Consider the following 17,102-nt stretch of genomic DNA (forward strand, 5'->3'; position numbering starts at 1 on the left):
GACACCCGTTCGCGAACGCAGGATTCCGACGCTCCAGCGATGCGCGCGCCCTTCTTTTTTGGCTTTTCGTCTTTGCTGCGGTGAGGGAAAGGTCTTTGCCAGTTTCCGGAGGTTCTGGGCGGTGGCGGCGAGGAGAAATTCGTCGTTTGCGCCACATGGGCCGTGTTGACCGCGCCTTCCGAGGCCGAGGATGCACTTTAGGCGCGAGAAGAGCATCTCGATTGTCCCGCGCCCTAGTCATTGGCCGTTGAACATCGCTGCGCTTTGCCTGAATGGCCGAGTTTCTCTCTCCTTTGCAGAAGTTTTTTTCGGCAGTGCAGCGGTGCGGCGTACAGAGTGCGCGCGCAGAAAAAATTTTTCACTTCTGCTTTGGGCTCCGACCGGGCGTTCGCCGCGCCAGGCGTGAATGACGGCAGGCAGCCCATGTTGCCAATTGCGCCCCGCGCAACTGTACGTGGTGCCGCCTGCGATAGCCCAACAAATGAATTGCTGCTTCAGATCTCAAGATCCTCGAGGGGCTTCCCAGCTTCCAAAGCTTCGTGGACCCAAGCAGGTTTACGCCCGCGGCCGCTCCAGGTTTGGGATCGGTCAGCTGGATTGGCGTATTTAGCAGGTGCCTTTGCGCTTGACTTACGCCCCTTTCCGCCATGCAGAGCAATAGCCTCTTCAAAGGCCACGCCATGTTTTTCCGCAATGGCCAGCATTTCGGCATAAGCGCTTTTCTTTGCCTCGTCCTCTACTTCCACTTTGCGGACTTCGATTTCCTTGGCCAGCGCTTCCAATTCAGCGGCACTCAGCCCCTTTAGATCAATTGCCATATTTCACCTGTGTTTTCAGTTGTTCTCGGTCAAAGCAGATATACCCTTCTGAGGCAAGTAGCTGGCCACAGCGGTGCGGTATCCGTCGCAGTCCGATTTGGGGCCGGAGGCTGCTGATCGCACCTGGCGTTTGAACTGCCCCCTCCGGCTTGGCGGTTCACTACACCGCTCCGAGAAACCATATACAACGCATGCACCACGACCTTGACCATTTCGAGAGGATCGCTCGCGCCACTATAGCTTCCCTGCCGAGGGCCTTCAGGCCAGCTGCAGATAACGTCATTCTGCGCATTGCCGAATGGCCTGCGCCGACCATGCTGGACGAACTTGGTTTTGCAGATCCATATGAACTGACGGGGCTCTACGAGGGAATACCTATGACCGAGAAATCGGTTCTCGATATGGCGCCACCTCCGGATGTTGTCTGGCTCTTCCGACAGCCGATTTTGGCGGAATGGCGTGACCGCGGTGATGTCGAACTGAACCAGTTGATCGCGCATGTTGTTATTCACGAGTTCGCCCATCATTTCGGATGGACTGACGAGGAGATCGCAGCCATCGACCAATGGTGGGTCTGAACCGCTCTTCAATGCCCAGGGGAAGTTGGCATTCGAGCTTACAGGTGATGTTGCCAAGACGATGGGGTGCCGCGAGTGCAGTCGACGGTTCGCAGCCGGCATCCGACATTGCGATAGTTGCGAATTATCAATCCCGCAGCTAAAAATTCCCGACATCGCCGGGAGAAGTCTCATGGGCCAATCACATCAAGAGCTTGATCGCCTCAACGCGCTGCTGCATGCGCTGCCCGTCGAAAACATGCCTATGTCGCTTAGCGAACTTGATGGCTACGTGACCGGCATTCTTTCTTGTAGTGACATGATCCCGCCCTCGGAATGGCTGCCCCATGTCTGGGGCGAGACCGGCGAAGCACATTTTCCTGACCAGAAAGCCGCAGAAGAAACGATCGGTGCAGTCATGGCGCATTACAATTCGGTGGCCGACGCGATGTCCCGCTCGTTTTGGATCGAGCCTGTCTACGAGGTTGATCCCAACAGCGATGAGACGATGTGGGAGCCTTGGGTCGATGGCTTCACCCGCGCCATGGGCTTGCGGCCGGAAGCTTGGGAACGCCTGCTCGATCAGACCGACGAAGAGACGCGGGCCACGATGATCTTTTTGATGGCGTTACAAGACATCTACACTGGCCAAAGCAAGTTCACGGACGACGAAATTGACCAGATCGACCTTGAAGCCCCCGATCTGATCCCGAATTGCGTAGCGACAATTCTGCACCAGTCACGTCCTGAACTTTCCCGCCCTGAGCCTGAAATTCTTTCCGGCATGCCTTTCAAGGCTGGTCCTCGACCAGGTCGAAACGAACCGTGCTCCTGCGGGTCGGGCCGCAAATACAAACAGTGTTGTGGTCGGAACTGACTGATCTCCAAAAATTTCATAGCAACCACCCGCAGAGCGAGGCACCGGTCTAATCGGGGAGGATCTCGCAAACCGACCTGTCATCGGATCGGACCGCATGGGGCGGATCGGCTGCACCCAGCCCGGAGCGGTCATTGGCGGGGACACTATGCAAAAGATGCTGCCGCTGCAAAAAAATCCTCGCCGGCTTCCGAAAAGCAGTCGTTGAACCGCCTTGGCGCGCTGCCTTCAATGCTGCAGTCAGCACCAGAGGTAGATGTGCGCAGGAAGCGCCCTTTGCAAACACGGCCGTTTGACGCAGCCAGCTGAGGCTTTCTGCTGCGGCGCAGCCCACTGTTCCTGCCATTCGCTGCGACTGCGAGATTTTGGAACCGGTGCGCCCACAAAGCCGGACGGAGCTGCCGCTTTCACTGAAGAAACCAATGGCTGCACTTGGTGCTTCCGCACGACAAGTTCGAGTTTGTGCTCAACAAAAGAGCTTTGACAATCTGGTCGTGTCGATTCCCTTGCAAACCAACCCCTCGGGCTTGAAGGACGGCGTGTCTTCTCCTGCGACAATTGCATTCACAACGGATTCTTCCACGCATTCGACAGCTGCAAGGTAAAAAGGATCAAGCAACTCCATGTTGAGTTCGGTGCGCGTCGTCAGCGCCGTTTCCATCTGCGGCATGCGCTGTTCGTTGGCGACGGAAAGCGCCAGGAAAATGTCGCCCGAATTGTTCCCCCCCGGGCTGCCCCCACGCCCGATGCCGATAGCTGCCCTTTTGGCGACCTGCCTCAGTGACAGGGCGGACAAGGGAGCATCGGTGGCGAGTATGACGATGATCGATCCGGTTTCCTGTTCGAGGATCCGGTCTTCGGGCATCATTTTCCCGACTGGTTTTCCAAGGATGTTGAGCCATGGCCGGATCCCATGGTTGGCCTGTACGAGTGCGGCCACGGTATAAGTTTCGCCCCCGATTTCGATCCGCCGAGAGGCGGTTCCTGTGCCCCCTTTGAACTCATAACAGATCATGCCATTGCCGCCGCCAACAGCACCTTCGGCAACCGGCCCGGATGTGGCGCTGTTCAGCGCGGCGATCGCATGCTCGGAGGTGACATGTTGGCTATTGATGTCATTCAGAACGCCATCATAGGTTTCTGCCACAACCGGCATGGCCCAGGCATGCTCTTTACAGAAATAGTCCTTATAGGTTTCAATCATCCAGCGGGTTGCCCCATGATGGGCCATACCGACAGAATGGGTATTGGTGATGCAGATGGGGCCCGCGAAGTAACCGGCATCGTTGATCCAATGGGTGCCGGTCATCTCACCATTGCCATTGAGGGCATATTGACCGGCCCAGACCGGCATGGGTTCCGATGCGTCCCCGCGCGGCAGGATTGCCGTCACGCCGGTCCGGATATTGCGGGATTGGTCCGTCAGCGTTGTGAACCCGACCTTCAAACCTTTGATATCTGTGATGGCATTATAAGGGCCGGTTTCACCGTTAAACGGCAGGCCCAGATCGCGCGCACGAGGTTTTACGTTCATGATTTCGCTCGTCTGTCAGTTTCGGGGAGCAGCCCACCAGGAATCCCCGGCAGGCAATCCGGCTCATTTTTTCAGGTTTGTCCAAATTTGGTCATACACAGCCTGAGTTGCTTCGTCGCACGCTTCAACAAAAACCGGTGTACCTGCGGTCGCAGGCGGATTCGCTTCCGGCAGCGTTGCCAGCTCGGGATCAAGGAATGCCTCGGCCTCGGACACGCCGGTGCCATAGCGCGCATAGTTGGAAACGACTGCAATGTTTTCAGGCTCAAGCAGGAAGTCCATGAATTTCAAAGCATTTTCACGGTTTGGCGCATCTTTCAGCAAAACGACATTGTCCATCCAGACAACATATCCCTGCGTCGGGAAGGCATATTTTAAGGTTTCTTTTTCAGCGCGAGCCTTGGCGGCGAAGCCGTCGGTAATTTGGCCGACGGCCACATCACCCGACACAAGCACTTCTCTTGCGGTGTCCGAATTGAAAGAGGTCCAGTGCTCTTTAGCGCTCATCAGCATATCGTTCAGCGCTTTCAGCTGCTCGCGATCCGTTGAACATTGGGGGAAACCCATATGCAGGGCTGCCAGAGCAAAGAGATCACTCTGACTGTCCAGCAAGTTAATTTTGTTGGACAGTTCCGCTGGTGGGTTGAACAAGATATCCGTTGTATCAATGTCGCCGCCATATTTCGCGGTATCAACCATGAACGACGAGGACCCCCACTGATAAGGAATTGAATGCGTTCGCCCTGGATCAAAGATGGGGTCTGCCCATTCGGGCGATATGTTTGACTTGTTCTTCAGCTCTCCGTCGGCAATGGTGTCCAGCAGGCCATCCTGGCTCATGATTTTTACCATGAAATCTGTGGGCACAGCCACGTCATAGGTGCCAAGCGCGCCTGCTTTGAGAGAAGCCAGCATCGCTTCATTCGAGTCGTAGGTGTCCATTGTCACCGTAACACCGGTCTCTTCGCTGAACTTGTCCAGCAGCGCCTGCGGGATGTATTCGAACCAGTGATAAATTACTAATTCCCCCTCAGCGAATGCTGAGGAAGCTGAAAGAGCAAGCGCAAATGCAGATGTGGTAAGGCGTCTCATGATTTTCCTCCAAGTTGTTTGTTTTGCCTTGTCAGGCTCAAAGACGCGGGCGTGAAACTACGGTTGCACGCACCTGGCAGATCGCACTGAGCCATTTCCGGAAACCTTGCATGAAACTGGCAGTTATAATAGCAAATGATGTGAATGACAGAAAGATAACACAAATGGATGCAAACCCTGTATTCAAGAACATTCGCGCGAATTTGCCCCGGCTGACCAAGTCGGAGGCGGGCATAGCCCGGTATATTCTGAACAACGAGGCGCGCATCGCGCTGGAGACCGGCGCATCTCTAGCTGCGGCCACACGGGTCAGCGAAATCACCGTCAGCCGCTTTTTGAAGAAGCTCGGCTATCGCGGCATCCGTGATCTCAAGGAACAGCTGAAAACCCAAGCCCCCCAGACGCAGGTGGACAGCACTGAGCGTTTCATGCGACTCCTGTCCAGCAGCGACAACATGATCCTGGAAGCGGAAAGCGATGCAATCCGCAAGCTCTCCAGTCAGCTCGCCCGCGAGGAGTGGCCGAGCATGATTGCATCCGTCCACCAGGCGGAGAGAGTGTTTGTGACCGGTTTTCAAACGGTGCGCGGCATGGCGGAAGACTTTGCCCGTCGGCTTGGCATCGTCAGGGATGCTGTCCGTCATCTTTCCGTCCACGAAGGCGGTTTGGTGGAATGGGCGCCTCCGGCACCCTCCATCCAGGATACGAAAAACGTCCTGATTTTGATTGACATTCAGCCCTATGCCCGGGAAGCGGAAAAGACCTGCAGGATCGCCAAGGGGATGGGTTTTCAAATTGTCGTTTTTACGGATGAATTCAATAACTGGGCCTATGGCTACACCCAACATGTCTTTCACATAGAGTCCAAAACTGGCCTGTTCCTTGAATCAACGGCTGCATTGAATTCGATGTTGAATTTCGCAATACATGCAGTCGCGGAACGGGAGCCCGAGATATCACGCGCTCGGATTGAGAATTGGCTCGAAATGACGAAAGAGCTAAATCTCTTTAGCTGAACCCCTGTCAGATTTTCTGCCCTCTGCTGAAAGTCACGGCGCTCATCACAAAATAATTCCCGCAAAACCTACGCATCAGGATGAAAGCGCTTCCTAAGCTGACATTAATACACTTTGCAGCAATCAGTACTCTGGACTCGGAGCTGCCTTGCGGCAGCGCAGCGGGCTGGTCACCGGCTAGACGGTTACCCTCGCTGTCGCTGGTGACCACAGGCAGCGTGGGGATGAGCACACAATCGGTGTGATTGGCCGCCGCAACGTACTATTCCGGTTTCACAGGAAGCTTCTACCTGAAAACGGCGGCATAGCGTGGCGCGAAGAACTTCGCAAAGGCCTTTACTTCGGGGCGCCGATACGCCTCTGGCGCGATCAGCATCAAGTGCTCCGAGTTCATTTCTTCCAGCGGGGCAAAGCATTGGATGAGCGTGTCATCGCTTTCGGCAAGTTTCACGTTCATGATGCCAAGACCATGACCCGACCGGATCGCGGCATGCATCAAATCTATCTCGGAATAGGTTTGCTTGATCTGATCAGGTTCCGCATTGCGGATCAGCCAATCGTGATAGGCTGATGGCACACCTTCACGCAGGAAGCTGACAAACGTATGGTTGAACAGGTCTTCGACCGAGGTCGGCAACCCGCGTTTTTCAGCGTAGGAACGGGATCCGAACAGCGCGTAACGCGCGGTGCTGATCTTGCGGCAGATCAGGTCTGGATGGGGGGGACTTCTTGTCACGCGCAATGCTACATCCGCTTCGCCAGCCGATAGATCCAGGACTTCGACGCTGGGCAGGAATTCGAAGCTGACATCGGGGCGGAGCAAAGAGAACTCGCTGAAGATCGTTGCAACCCGGGGCGAGAAGTTGCCGGAATAGGCCGTGATCCGGATCGGCCTTGTGCTGCGCAGCGTTTCAACCGTCTGGGCCAGGCAGGTTGCCGCCGCTTCGATTTCTTCCGCGTTCCGCAGGATCGTTCGTGCTGTTTCGGTCGGCCGGAAGCCGCGCGTGTCCCGCTCGAACAGGGTTATGCCAAGCTCATGCTCAAGCGCCTCAATGCGGCGCGCAACGGTTGGCTGGGCCATGCCGAGTTGGCGCGAGGCAGCCAAGGTGGACCCCGCGCGCACGACGGCAAGAAAGACCCTGATTTCTGACCAGCTCCGGAATTCGTTCTTCATTTTTGTAGAATAGCACATCGCCGCGGCCGATACCGGGAAAATCGCGAAGCTGCTACAGTGGGAGCATCTTCGCAGCAGCAGAAAAGGCCCGAGAGATGAACGCATTTATGACCAGCGCCCGCACTGTCCCGCCGCTTCAAAAGGTTCTTGACTTCATCCAGCGTGTTTTTAACTTCGCCCCGCGTCCCCGCCCTGAGGAAACGCAGCCCGATGACGCCCGGGTCCGGCGGGAATTCATCTGGGAGGTTCTTTCCCGCAACCCGGATGCCTTTTCCAGCGACGCCGACGTCCAAAGCATGATGAGTATGTATCCCGGCAGGTTCTGACTAGTTCGGGGCCGACCTTGAGCGCCAATCCGCCGTCCGCTGCAGACCGTCGAATGGCCACTATCGGGCCTGTCGCGCCGATCGGCAAAGCCCAGCCGCCTTTGCTTCGCAAAGTCAGGAAACTGCGGGTCGCTGCCACCCGTGCCGAACACAGCATCATGCACTTTGCGCTTTGAGCGCTCATAGCCTTCGTGAGCCAGGCGGATAGGCTGTGCCACCCTTTGGCGGCGAGTAAACCCATGCGAAAATACCAAATGGCGCTGTGAAATAGGATTTCACGCAAACCAGGCAGAGTAAAGCAAATCGTGGGACGGTTGCCGAAAAGACTGTTCAGATGTACGCTATTTTTACTCATGATGCGCCCAAGTTGTGATAACAAACGAAAGGGCATAGAATGTCAGCTGTTCCGGACTGGCATATTGTCGGCGAATGGTTTGATAACTGCAGCTGCGCCGTAGCTTGCCCCTGCACGTTCGGTCAAGCACCGGATAACAATCTCTGCGAGTTCGTTTTATTCTACTATATCAGGGAAGGTCATTTTGAGACCGTCCAACTTGATGACCTCTGCCTTGCCAGGGTCGGATACTTTGAAGGAAATCTCTGGGACTACGAGGCTTATGTTCGTGGCGGGGCCATTATTGATGTCCGAGCCAGTCATGCTCAGGCCGAAGCAATTACGGAAATATTCTCTGGAAGTGTTGGTGGTTGGCCGCAGGAATTCGCCAAATGCGGAGGGAGGGGTAGAGAATCTCTTGGTTCCGAACGCGGTGCATTTTCATTTGAGATTGCACCCAACCAGTCTCGGTGGGGCGTTGATGTACCGGGTAAAGTTAAAGCGTGGGCAAAAGCGCTAAGTGGACCGACAAGCGCTCCAGGAGAACCTCCAAGATTGAAAAACTCTCCAGGTTGTGAGGTGGGCCCTGGTCAGATTGTCACGTGGGGTAAATCAACAGTTTGCAAAGTAAACGCATTCGGCTTCGAATTTTCGTGGACCGTGAGTTCTTCAAAGCATTGCCCATTTGATTGGCACGGAACGGATTCCTTTTAGGCTCAAGATCCATTGATTTCCTTCTGGCAGCGTGTTTCACGGTTCAAAAAACGAGCGGTGAGCGTGCCTGATCTCTTCTGGCTTACGGACGCGCAGATGGCGCGCCTGAGCCCTGTTTCCCGAAGTCCCAGGGCAAGCCGCGTGTCGATGACCGTCGTGTGTTGAGTGGGATTATCTTCATCAATCGTAATGGGTTGCGATGGCGCCTCCCCCTGCTGAATACGGTCCCCAAAAGACGTTGTATAATCGGTGGAAGCGGTGGAGCGACAAAGGCATCTTCGCGCAGATGATGGCTGGACTGGCTGCCGGGCATGGCGAAGATAAGACCGTGATGATCGACGCGACCTACCTCAAGGCCCACCAGACAGCGACCAGGATGGGCGTGGGAAAGGGGGGGCGGTCGCCTGATTGGCCGGACCAAGGGTGGCATGAACACGAAGCTGCACGCGATCTGCGACAGCCAGTATCGTATCAGGCAGCTCGGCCTGCCGACGGTCCGCTTCCAGGAAAGTGACCAAGGAATTTTGGTAACCGCCCGATTTGACTTGCTGTTACCCATAAGTGTCTGGCGGCGTTGCGATACGGGCTCCTTCGACGAGGTCGGCGAGGCGGGAGAAGCCTCGCCATATGACGGTCGTCCCCGGTGGCGCGTCGGAAGCGCGGTCGAGATAGCCTCCGAGGCGCGCGACCGCTCTGACATAAAAAATCAAGATTGCGCGGTTCTTGCCGCTTTCTGTCCGGGGTCGCGAGTTCGAGCATGCGGCGCTCAGCTTCGGTGAAGACGGCAGCCGAAGATGCTTCAGGTGCCTCCCGGCACAGCATCGTCAGCCATGACACGCGCCAGGCCACGACGCAGCACAACGCGATGCAATTGGCCAGACGATCAGCCGTGGCCAAGCGCAGCTCTTCGATCCGGCACCCGGTTTTAAGGGTCCGGAAAAAGGTCTCGATCTTCCACCGCAGCGCGTACCACTCGAGCTTGTGTACAGCGTCCGCGTGGGTCGCCACCGGCAGGTTCGTGATCAGCTTCCAAATGACGGGCGCCCGGCCTTCCGGCGGGTCGAACTCCTCGGCGTGGATGATCTGGAGGTCCTGATGCCGGTATTTCCGCTGTTTGCCGATCGGCGGCCGGACCGTCATTGTTGCGTACCGGACCGACAGCACAGCGCGATGATCCTTGCCCTGCGCGTCGCGGAACCGGACTTCGTGGGTTCCGCTCGACTGCACCTCCGCCATCACCTTGGCAATGGTTGTGCCGCCATCCTCCGCCAAGCGGTCGACACAACTCCGGACGAGGAAATTCGTCCCGAGTTCTTCAGCCAGGCAGTAGAGCTCGTAGATGTCGCTTTCCCGGTCGCCGACATGCACACAGCGCTCGGGCGCGCCTGCCAGCTCAGTGGACAGGCGCAGATTGTCGAGCCAGCGCATGCTTTCCTTCTGCTCGATCGGTACCCGGGTCGGATTGATCTTGCGCTTGAGCGCGGCGGTCCCTTTGAACTTTGCGCGCGACCAGAACTTGGCGGCGGTCAACCCCAGCGGCAGCCCGTCAGACGTGATCGCCAGGCTGGCATGCATCAGAAGACCGCAGACCGCATGCTTCTGGTAGCGGCCTTCCTTCAACTTGCGTCCGGTCGACACTTTCGTGAACCCGATCTTCTCCGGAGCCGAGCGCTTGAAGGAGAATTCCGTAGTGTCCTGCAGGATCAGGATGGGACCGTCGGTCGCCTGGATGCGCAGGGCAGAGGCGGCGAAATGGCCCTCAAGGATCTTGTCTTCGCTGACATTTCCATTGGAAAAGAAACGGTAAGCAGCCTTGGTATTCGACCAGTCCTGGAACGCCGTGGGCAGCGATTTCCCCGGCCGCTCCCCGAGAGCCTCGAGCATTGCCCCGAGCCGACGGTTCAGCCGGGCGTCACCCAAATCACACCCGGCGGTTTCCGTTTCCACCCACTTCTGCCCCATGCCCGCACCTCAATTATTCGGTGCCACATGACGAATCATGACCGGGGCTTCTCGGGCAAGACCAAGTCTTGTGGGTGAATCAATTCGCCACACGACTTGTGGGTAACTTCAAGCCGATTTGAACCGCCTGCTCGTTTGTCCTGGAGATTGCTAAGAGACGTCCATAAAGACGTCTTTAATGACGTCTCCTACAGGGAGGGAGGCAGCTGTGCGGGGCGAAATTCTTGGCTTGGAGCGTCGGCGCCGCTGGAGTGACGACGAGAAGTTGGCGATTGTGCTTTCGGTCGGGGTGAACGGCGCGACCGTGTCGCAGGTCGCACAGCGCCACGAGATCAGGCGGCAGCAGATCTATGCCTGGCGATACGAGCTGAGGAGGAAGGGGCTTCTGACGCCAGACGACGCGACGCTATTCCTGCCCGTCGATATTACGTCGCCGCCGGAACCGCCGGAAGCGTGCGCCCCTGAAGCGAGCTTGGCGTTGATTGAGGTGGTTCTGCGCAATGGTCGCAGCTTGCGGGTCGATGCCCATGTGGATGCGGCGGTGCTGACCCGTTTGATCCAGGCGGTGGAGGCGGCATGATCGGCCCGGGCACCGGCATTCGCGTTTACCTGGCCTGCGGTCACACTGATATGCGCAAAGGTATCGCGGGGCTTTCAGCGATCGCGCAGGATGTCTTGAGGCAGCGGCCATCGAACGGTGCCGTGTTCGCGTTTCGAGGGCGCCGCGGCGACAGGGTGAAGCTTCTGTATTGGGATGGCCAGGGCTTTTGCCTGTATTACAAAGTCCTGGAGAAGGGTCGTTTCCCATGGCCTGCGGCGACGGATGGCAGCGTGCGTCTGACCGCCGCTCAATTGGCCATGCTCTGGGAGGGGATCGACTGGCGCAGGCCGGATTGGGGCGCGCCACCAGCCCGGACGGGCTGATTTATCTCTCTGGAATTGTTTGTTTTTATGGCGTCCGATCTGGGAGAATGGTATCCACCACCATGTCCGTAGAAGCCACGCCTCTCCCCAATGATCCCTCCGTTCTGAAGGCGATGATCGCCGCGTTGCAGGCGGAGAACCAAAAGATGTCCGCCAGTTTGCGGGCGCATGATCTGCTGGTTCAGGCGCTGCGCGTCCGGATTGCCAGATTGCAGAAGCAGAAATTCGGCTCCAGTTCGGAAAAGATCGAGCGGGAGATCGAGCAACTGGAACTGGCGCTGGAGGACCTGCAGGTTGCGCTCGCCGAGGCGGATGAACTGCCGCCGGAGGGCGATGATGAGCCGGAGACGGACAACCAGACCCCGGAACCAGCCGAACCGCGGGAGTCGAGGCGCCGCCGTCCGAAGGTGTCGCAGGACACGCCGCGCGAACGCCGCGAGCTTGACCCCGGCGACAGTTGCCCGGATTGCGGGGGCGATCTGCGTGTGGTCGGGGAGGATGTCAGCGAGCTGATCGACATGATTGCAGCCCAGCTGAAGGTCATCGAGATCGCGCGTATCAAGAAATCCTGCCGGCGCTGCGAGCGTATGGTTCAAAGCCCGGCACCCAGCCGTCCGATCCCACGGAGCATGGCGGGCCCGAACCTTCTGGCTTATGTGCTGACCTCGAAGTTCGACGACCACGTGCCGTTGTATCGTCAGAACGAGATCTTCGCCCGCATGGGGGCAGACATCCCTGACACGACCCTGGTCGACTGGTGCGGCGGGGCAATGAAGACGCTGGCGCCGCTGATCGAGAAGATCGAGGCCGAGATCATGGCCAGCAATCTTCTGCACGCAGATGACACGCCCATCCGGGTTCTCGATCGCGGCCGCCGCGACAAGGGGCTCGGAAAGGGCGTCAAGAAAGGCCGGATCTGGGCCTATGTCCGGGATCAGCGCCCATGGGCGGGCACGGCCCCGCCGGGTGCGGTCTATCACTTTGCCCCGGACTGGAAGGAAGAGCATGTCCTCGCCCATCTTGGCGAGACCAGCGGCATTCTCCAGGCTGATGGCTACAAGGGGTATGCCAAGCTCTATGCCGCGGACCTGGACGGCAAGAGCCAGTTCCGGGAGGCCGCGTGCTGGGCGCATCTTCGCCGCGACTTTCACGATGTCTGGACCGCGACGAAATCCGCAATCGCGCGCGAGGCGCTCGACCGTATCGGCAAGCTCTACGACATCGAACGGGAAATCAGCGGCAAGCCTGCCGAACTGCGGCTGGCCGTGCGCCAAAAGGAAAGCAAGCCCAAGGTTGATGCGTTCCGGGACTGGGCCGAAAGGCAGCTCACCCGTATTCCCGGTAAGAGTGATCTGGCCAAGGCGTTCCGCTACGGGCTGAGCCGCTGGGCTTCATTCACGCTGTTTCTGGAGGACGGGCGCGTGGCCATCGACAACAATCCCGCCGAGCGCGCGCTGCGGCCCATTGGCGTTGGCAGGCGGAACTGGCTATTCGCGGGTTCGGATACCGGCGGTGAAACGCTCGCCCGCGCCATGACCGTCATCGAGACGGCAAAGATGAACGGCCTCGATCCGCAGGCCTACCTCGCAGATGTCTTGGACCGTATCCACGATCACATGGTCAACCGGCTGGCCGAATTACTCCCTTGGAACTGGAAGCCGGCAGATCAGAAACGCAGCGAGGCTGCGTGATGGCAGCGACGACCTACGTCTGCTCCATCGCCCATGTCGCCAGCCTGCTGGGCGAGGATCCTGGACTTCTCGAGGCCATCGTCAGCAACGACGACAACCTCTCCTACGGCAACATCGTCAGCGTCCACATCGGACGGGACGACTACATTACGGCGCTGACCGACGAGGGCATCGACGAATTGCGCGACATGCTGGCATCAGCACGAGTGTCCGTTGAGGCATGGCACAGCTTCCTCGAAGACTTCGTCGCTGAGCCCGACATCATCGCCCGCGTCAACAATCAACCGCTGCGGTAAAAATCGGGCGCTTACGAATTTTGCGCCGGCAGCATCGTTGGCGCGGCTCCCCTTGTCTACGGCCGCTTTGGGCTGCCTGGCGTCGTCTGGCAGAAGCGTCCTGGTGAAGTTTCGCTGCAACCCTGCCGCCGCATCGCCGCAAGTCGGCAAAGAGCCCATAATGCCGGATGCTGCACCGCGTTCGAGCGGCTGCTACCGGGAAGGTTCGGCCTGATGCGATTACTCAGGCAGGCCGGCCTTGAGCAGGTCATCAGCCCATTTGTCGACGTAAGGACGATGCTTGTATCTGAGCTTCCTGATATCGGCCACAGTCTGATCCGGTTCGTTTTTTCATGTAGGCCGCGATCATTACGCGTGCTTCATCAACACGTCCAACCTGAACCAAAGCAGCCGCCAGTGTGCGGCGAACCCCGTTTGGTGGGTTTACCATTTTCTGCAAAGTCGCAATGGCTTCGTCATGCTGACCGGCCATGTATTGGGCCCAGCCCAGATTCCAGAGATACCATTCCGGGTAAAAGGGATTGTAGCGCATCGCCTCCTGAGCCTGGGCGACCGCTCGGCCGGCGTCTCCTATCGAAACCAGGAGTTCAACCATCTCCATCAGTAATCTTGGATCATTCGGATTGAGCAGAAGTGCCTGGCTGTAGGCGGAAAGTGCCTGATCGGACTCGCCTCGTGCCAAATGGACATGGCCGAGCGCCCACAAATTCCAATAGTCATTGGGATTCAGTGCCACAGCTTTTCGAACGTTGGAGAGGGCCAGATCCAAAGATTCTGACGTGTCTTCGACCCATTCGTAGCGCCAGTCACTTGCATACAAGAAGCCCAATTGCGCGTATGCCCTGGCGTAATCCGGATCTAGCTCTATAGCTTTCTCGAGCGAACGGCGCGCCTTGCCGTTGTTTTCCTTCCCCCAAGCCAGATAGTGGTAAAAGCCCCGCTGATAGTAGTCGTAAGCGCTGAGGTTTTCTGTCGGCCGGTTCAGGGCGCGCTCGAATTCCGCATTGGTCACCTTGACTTGAAGTGTCCCAGCGATCGTCTTGAGGATCTCGCTTTGAATGGCAAAGAGATCTTCTGCCTTGCGGTCGTACCGTTCAGCCCAAAGATGATAGCCGCTCAGAGCGTCAATTAGCTGGACGTTGATGCGGATTGTGTCGCCAGTTCGCTGAATGCTGCCCTCAAGCACGTAGCGGACCCCAAGCTCTTCAGCCACTTGCTGCACTTTGACCGCCTTTCCTTTATAGGAAAAGGTCGAATTGGCGGAGATGACAAACAGGCTTTTGAATTTCGAAAGATCCGTAATCAGATCATTGGCAATGCCATCCGCAAAATACTGCTGTTCCGGGTCGTTGCTCAGGTTTGAAAAAGGCAGCACGGCAAGCGATGGCTCGTCCGGCAAATCATAGGCCATCCTGTCAATTCTTGCCGGACTGAAATCCGGGCCTTGCGCTTGCCACCAGACCGCGCCGCCGATCACAACGGCGAGAACTACTACGGCTGAGATCAGCGCCAGTCGCCAGCGGATCCGGCCCGGCGGCTCTCTGGCCGGTGTTTTCGGTGGCGCCTCCGTTGTCTCTCCAATTACCACGCGGTAGGTCGCCACGGGTTCCTCGATGTTTTTGACGGCCTTTTCACCCAGGTAGTCAAAGGTGAAATTGAGCTTGTTGTTGACCTGACTAAAAACATTGCGGGCGACGCAGACGCCGCCCGGGTCCGCAAGCCCCTCAATTCTTGAAGCCACGTTGACGCCGTCGCCGTAGATGTCTTCACCCTCCACGACGATGTCGCCAATGTTGATCCCGACACGGAAGATTACGCGCAGGTCATCGGGCACCTCACGGTTGCGCATGACCATACTTTGCTGGATCTGAACAGCACATAGCACAGCCTCTACAGCGCTGGGGAATTCCGCGAGGATCCCATCGCCCATGAGTTTAACGATGCGGCCCTTGTGTTCAGTGATCTTCGGCTCGATCAGCTCTTGTATGTGAGCCATGAGCGCAGCGAGCGTGCCCGACTCATCAAAACTTATCAGCCTAGCGTATCCCACCACATCGGCTGCAAGTATTGCTGCTAGTCGGCGATCCATTGGTGGCTCCTTTGGCACCAAGGATAGCAACATCGCTTCAGCGGTTCCATATTGCACGAGAGTTTGCCAGTGGTGCGGAGCCGATCTCAGGCCGTAGTTGCCCCAATGTTGGCCGTGGTGGCCAAAGCGGACGTACGGAATATTCCAGCAATGTCTCCTTCGTCTAAGATTTTTCGATGCGGGCCAGTTGGTTAGGTTGGGCTTGGCGGGGTGGTCCGCGTTGACAAATCTGACAAGGTGGAAGCCGCGGGATGTGTGTGTGCTGCGCTATGGGGAAAGCGCAGGCATCCGCCATGGATATTGGTGGAAGTTTCGCGGGGTTTGCTGAGCTTGGGCGATTGGCGGCACGGCCTTTTGGGGCAGTGTCTGGAAACTTCGCGGGTCTTGCCGGGGCGGTTTTCATCGTCTTGAGCTGCGAGCACGAGCGTAGGCCAAAGCGCACCGTTGACCAGCATGGGAAGTTTCTGATCTCAGAGCGGTTGTGAGACGGGCTTTTCATCATGCGGCCTGCAATCTTGGTGGTGCCCGGGATCGCGGAATCTCGCCGCGCCGGAAGGTTTCGATGATGCGCATGGGTCCGCCGCAATCGGGGCATGGTTCGCGCAGGGCCAGGGGTTCTTTGAGGTCGTCTTCTGGCTGGTCCGGTTCGCCAGAGCCCGCCGTTCCGAGAACCGCGCGGACCCGGGCGACTTTCTCTTTGCGACCACTGCCCGCGAGGAAGCCATAGTGTCGGATGCGGTGGAACCGGTCGGGGAGGACATGGATCAGAAAGCGGCGGATGAACTCGTCGGTTGCAAGTCGCATCACCTTCATCCGGTCCCCGCGCTTGATCCGGTAATCCTTCCAGCGGAACGCTACGGTGTCGGCGTCAGCGCTGACCAGGCGATGGTTTGAGATTGCCACGCGGTGTGTGTACCGGCTCAAATAGGCAAGCACCGCCTCCGGACCACCGAAGGGCGGTTTGGCATAAACAACCCAGTCGATCTTGCGCAGCGGGGCCGACCATTCGGCGAAGGCGGGTGCGTCTGCCAATCCCACAAGATCTCCGAAGAGTCTCAAGTGCCCGGCACCGTGCAGAGCCATCAGCCCGTCCAGAAACAACCGACGGAACAGCCGCGACAGCACGCGCACATGCAAAAAAGAACCCTGGCTTGCACGCAACCCACCTTGTGCCGTCCGGCGACAGGCCGCCACCCGGGACGATCATGTGGATGTGGGGATGATGGGTCAGAGCCGAGCCCCAGGTGTGCAGCACGCTGGTCAAGCCGACACGGGCGCCGAGGCGCTTGGGATCGGCGGCGATTGTCATGACCGTTTGAGCGGACGCTTTGAACAGCAGGCTATAGAGCGCCCGCTTGTTCCAGAGAGCAATCCGCGCAATCTCGGCCGGCAGGGTGAAGACCACGTGGAAGTACTCCACGGGTAGAAGGTCCTCGGCGCGTGCTGCCATCCAGTCTCGCGCCGCTGGTGCCTGACACTTCGGACAATGCCGGTTCTTGCAGCTGTTATACGCAATATGCTGGTGGTTGCACTTGGTGCAGGCCGCCACATGCCCGCCGAGCGCCTCCGTTCGGCAGGCTTCAATCGCTGACATGGCCTTCAACTGCGCCAGGTTCAGATGCCCGACATTGGCCCGCCGATAGGCAGGACCGTGGGTTCGAAAGATGTCAGCAACCTCCAGCTTCGGGCGCGGCACTG

The 17,102-nt window shown here is 58.0% G+C and carries 15 protein-coding genes and 3 pseudogenes; 10 read left to right on the forward strand and 8 right to left on the reverse strand.

Features of this window, described 5'->3' with window-relative positions; all coding sequences use genetic code 11:
* Positions 1 to 60 precede the first annotated feature (60 nt).
* A pseudogene (locus tag OKQ63_RS26280) lies at positions 61 to 231 on the reverse strand (IS5/IS1182 family transposase); the annotation flags it as partial.
* Positions 232 to 494: 263 nt separating this feature from the next.
* On the reverse strand, positions 495 to 818 hold the full coding sequence (locus tag OKQ63_RS23475) for an H-NS histone family protein (protein WP_174149235.1): 324 nt from the start codon (positions 816 to 818) through the stop codon (positions 495 to 497).
* 191 nt (positions 819 to 1,009) lie between these two features.
* Here OKQ63_RS23475 and OKQ63_RS23480 point away from each other — a divergent pair, with 191 nt between their 5' ends.
* Together OKQ63_RS23480 and OKQ63_RS23485 are read left to right on the forward strand one after the other, a co-directional pair.
* A complete protein-coding gene (locus tag OKQ63_RS23480) occupies positions 1,010 to 1,396 on the forward strand; it encodes a metallopeptidase family protein (RefSeq protein WP_264214303.1) in 387 nt (128 codons plus the stop codon).
* 172 nt (positions 1,397 to 1,568) lie between these two features.
* Positions 1,569 to 2,252, forward strand: a complete 684-nt coding sequence (locus OKQ63_RS23485; protein WP_264214304.1) for a UPF0149 family protein — start codon at positions 1,569 to 1,571, stop codon at positions 2,250 to 2,252.
* A 466-nt stretch (positions 2,253 to 2,718) separates the two neighbouring features.
* On the opposite strand, the gene OKQ63_RS23490 is transcribed toward OKQ63_RS23485, so the two are convergent.
* Together OKQ63_RS23490 and OKQ63_RS23495 are read right to left on the reverse strand one after the other, a co-directional pair.
* On the reverse strand, positions 2,719 to 3,786 hold the full coding sequence (locus OKQ63_RS23490) for a DmpA family aminopeptidase (RefSeq protein WP_264214305.1): 1,068 nt from the start codon (positions 3,784 to 3,786) through the stop codon (positions 2,719 to 2,721).
* A 63-nt stretch (positions 3,787 to 3,849) separates the two neighbouring features.
* Positions 3,850 to 4,878 (reverse strand): extracellular solute-binding protein, encoded by a 1,029-nt coding sequence (locus tag OKQ63_RS23495; RefSeq protein ID WP_264214306.1) that lies wholly within the window; start codon positions 4,876 to 4,878, stop codon positions 3,850 to 3,852.
* A gap of 110 nt (positions 4,879 to 4,988) precedes the next feature.
* On the opposite strand from OKQ63_RS23495, the gene OKQ63_RS23500 reads away from it, so the two are divergent.
* Positions 4,989 to 5,894, forward strand: a complete 906-nt coding sequence (locus OKQ63_RS23500) for a MurR/RpiR family transcriptional regulator (RefSeq protein ID WP_264214307.1) — start codon at positions 4,989 to 4,991, stop codon at positions 5,892 to 5,894.
* A gap of 286 nt (positions 5,895 to 6,180) precedes the next feature.
* Here OKQ63_RS23500 and OKQ63_RS23505 read toward each other — a convergent pair whose 3' ends face one another.
* Positions 6,181 to 7,068, reverse strand: a complete 888-nt coding sequence (locus OKQ63_RS23505; RefSeq protein ID WP_264214308.1) for a LysR family transcriptional regulator — start codon at positions 7,066 to 7,068, stop codon at positions 6,181 to 6,183.
* A gap of 95 nt (positions 7,069 to 7,163) precedes the next feature.
* On the opposite strand from OKQ63_RS23505, the gene OKQ63_RS23510 reads away from it, so the two are divergent.
* The 3 genes and pseudogenes from OKQ63_RS23510 to OKQ63_RS23520 form a co-directional block, all read left to right on the forward strand.
* Positions 7,164 to 7,394 (forward strand): hypothetical protein, encoded by a 231-nt coding sequence (locus OKQ63_RS23510; protein ID WP_264214309.1) that lies wholly within the window; start codon positions 7,164 to 7,166, stop codon positions 7,392 to 7,394.
* 394 nt (positions 7,395 to 7,788) lie between these two features.
* Entirely contained in the window at positions 7,789 to 8,442 is a 654-nt protein-coding gene (locus OKQ63_RS23515) for a DUF1326 domain-containing protein (RefSeq protein ID WP_264214310.1), read from the forward strand.
* A gap of 63 nt (positions 8,443 to 8,505) precedes the next feature.
* Positions 8,506 to 9,029, forward strand: a pseudogene (locus tag OKQ63_RS23520) (IS5 family transposase); the annotation flags it as partial.
* On the opposite strand, the gene OKQ63_RS23530 reads toward OKQ63_RS23520, so the two are convergent.
* A complete protein-coding gene (locus tag OKQ63_RS23530; protein ID WP_434086074.1) occupies positions 8,914 to 10,404 on the reverse strand; it encodes an IS4 family transposase in 1,491 nt (496 codons plus the stop codon). The pseudogene OKQ63_RS23520 and the gene OKQ63_RS23530 sit on opposite strands and share 116 nt — an antisense overlap.
* 178 nt (positions 10,405 to 10,582) lie before the next feature.
* Here OKQ63_RS23530 and tnpA point away from each other — a divergent pair, with 178 nt between their 5' ends.
* From tnpA to OKQ63_RS23550, 4 genes are all read left to right on the forward strand, one after another.
* Positions 10,583 to 10,984, forward strand: a complete 402-nt coding sequence (tnpA, locus tag OKQ63_RS23535; protein WP_175393025.1) for an IS66-like element accessory protein TnpA — start codon at positions 10,583 to 10,585, stop codon at positions 10,982 to 10,984.
* A complete protein-coding gene (tnpB, locus tag OKQ63_RS23540) occupies positions 10,981 to 11,328 on the forward strand; it encodes an IS66 family insertion sequence element accessory protein TnpB (protein ID WP_141889229.1) in 348 nt (115 codons plus the stop codon). Before tnpA ends, tnpB begins: the two co-directional genes overlap by 4 nt.
* A 62-nt stretch (positions 11,329 to 11,390) precedes the next feature.
* Positions 11,391 to 13,019, forward strand: coding sequence for an IS66 family transposase (tnpC, locus tag OKQ63_RS23545; protein ID WP_264214427.1), 1,629 nt, complete (start codon positions 11,391 to 11,393; stop codon positions 13,017 to 13,019).
* Positions 13,019 to 13,315, forward strand: a complete 297-nt coding sequence (locus OKQ63_RS23550; RefSeq protein ID WP_264210717.1) for a hypothetical protein — start codon at positions 13,019 to 13,021, stop codon at positions 13,313 to 13,315. Before tnpC ends, OKQ63_RS23550 begins: the two co-directional genes overlap by 1 nt.
* A gap of 250 nt (positions 13,316 to 13,565) precedes the next feature.
* Here OKQ63_RS23550 and OKQ63_RS23555 read toward each other — a convergent pair whose 3' ends face one another.
* Both OKQ63_RS23555 and OKQ63_RS23560 read right to left on the reverse strand, forming a co-directional pair.
* Positions 13,566 to 15,404: a tetratricopeptide repeat protein gene (locus OKQ63_RS23555; protein ID WP_264214311.1), complete on the reverse strand. Its 1,839-nt coding sequence runs from the start codon at positions 15,402 to 15,404 to the stop codon at positions 13,566 to 13,568.
* A gap of 498 nt (positions 15,405 to 15,902) precedes the next feature.
* Positions 15,903 to 17,100: pseudogene (locus tag OKQ63_RS23560) on the reverse strand (IS91 family transposase).
* Positions 17,101 to 17,102 lie beyond the last annotated feature (2 nt).

This window comes from Leisingera thetidis, from assembly GCF_025857195.1.
Classification (GTDB): Bacteria; Pseudomonadota; Alphaproteobacteria; order Rhodobacterales; family Rhodobacteraceae; genus Leisingera; species Leisingera thetidis.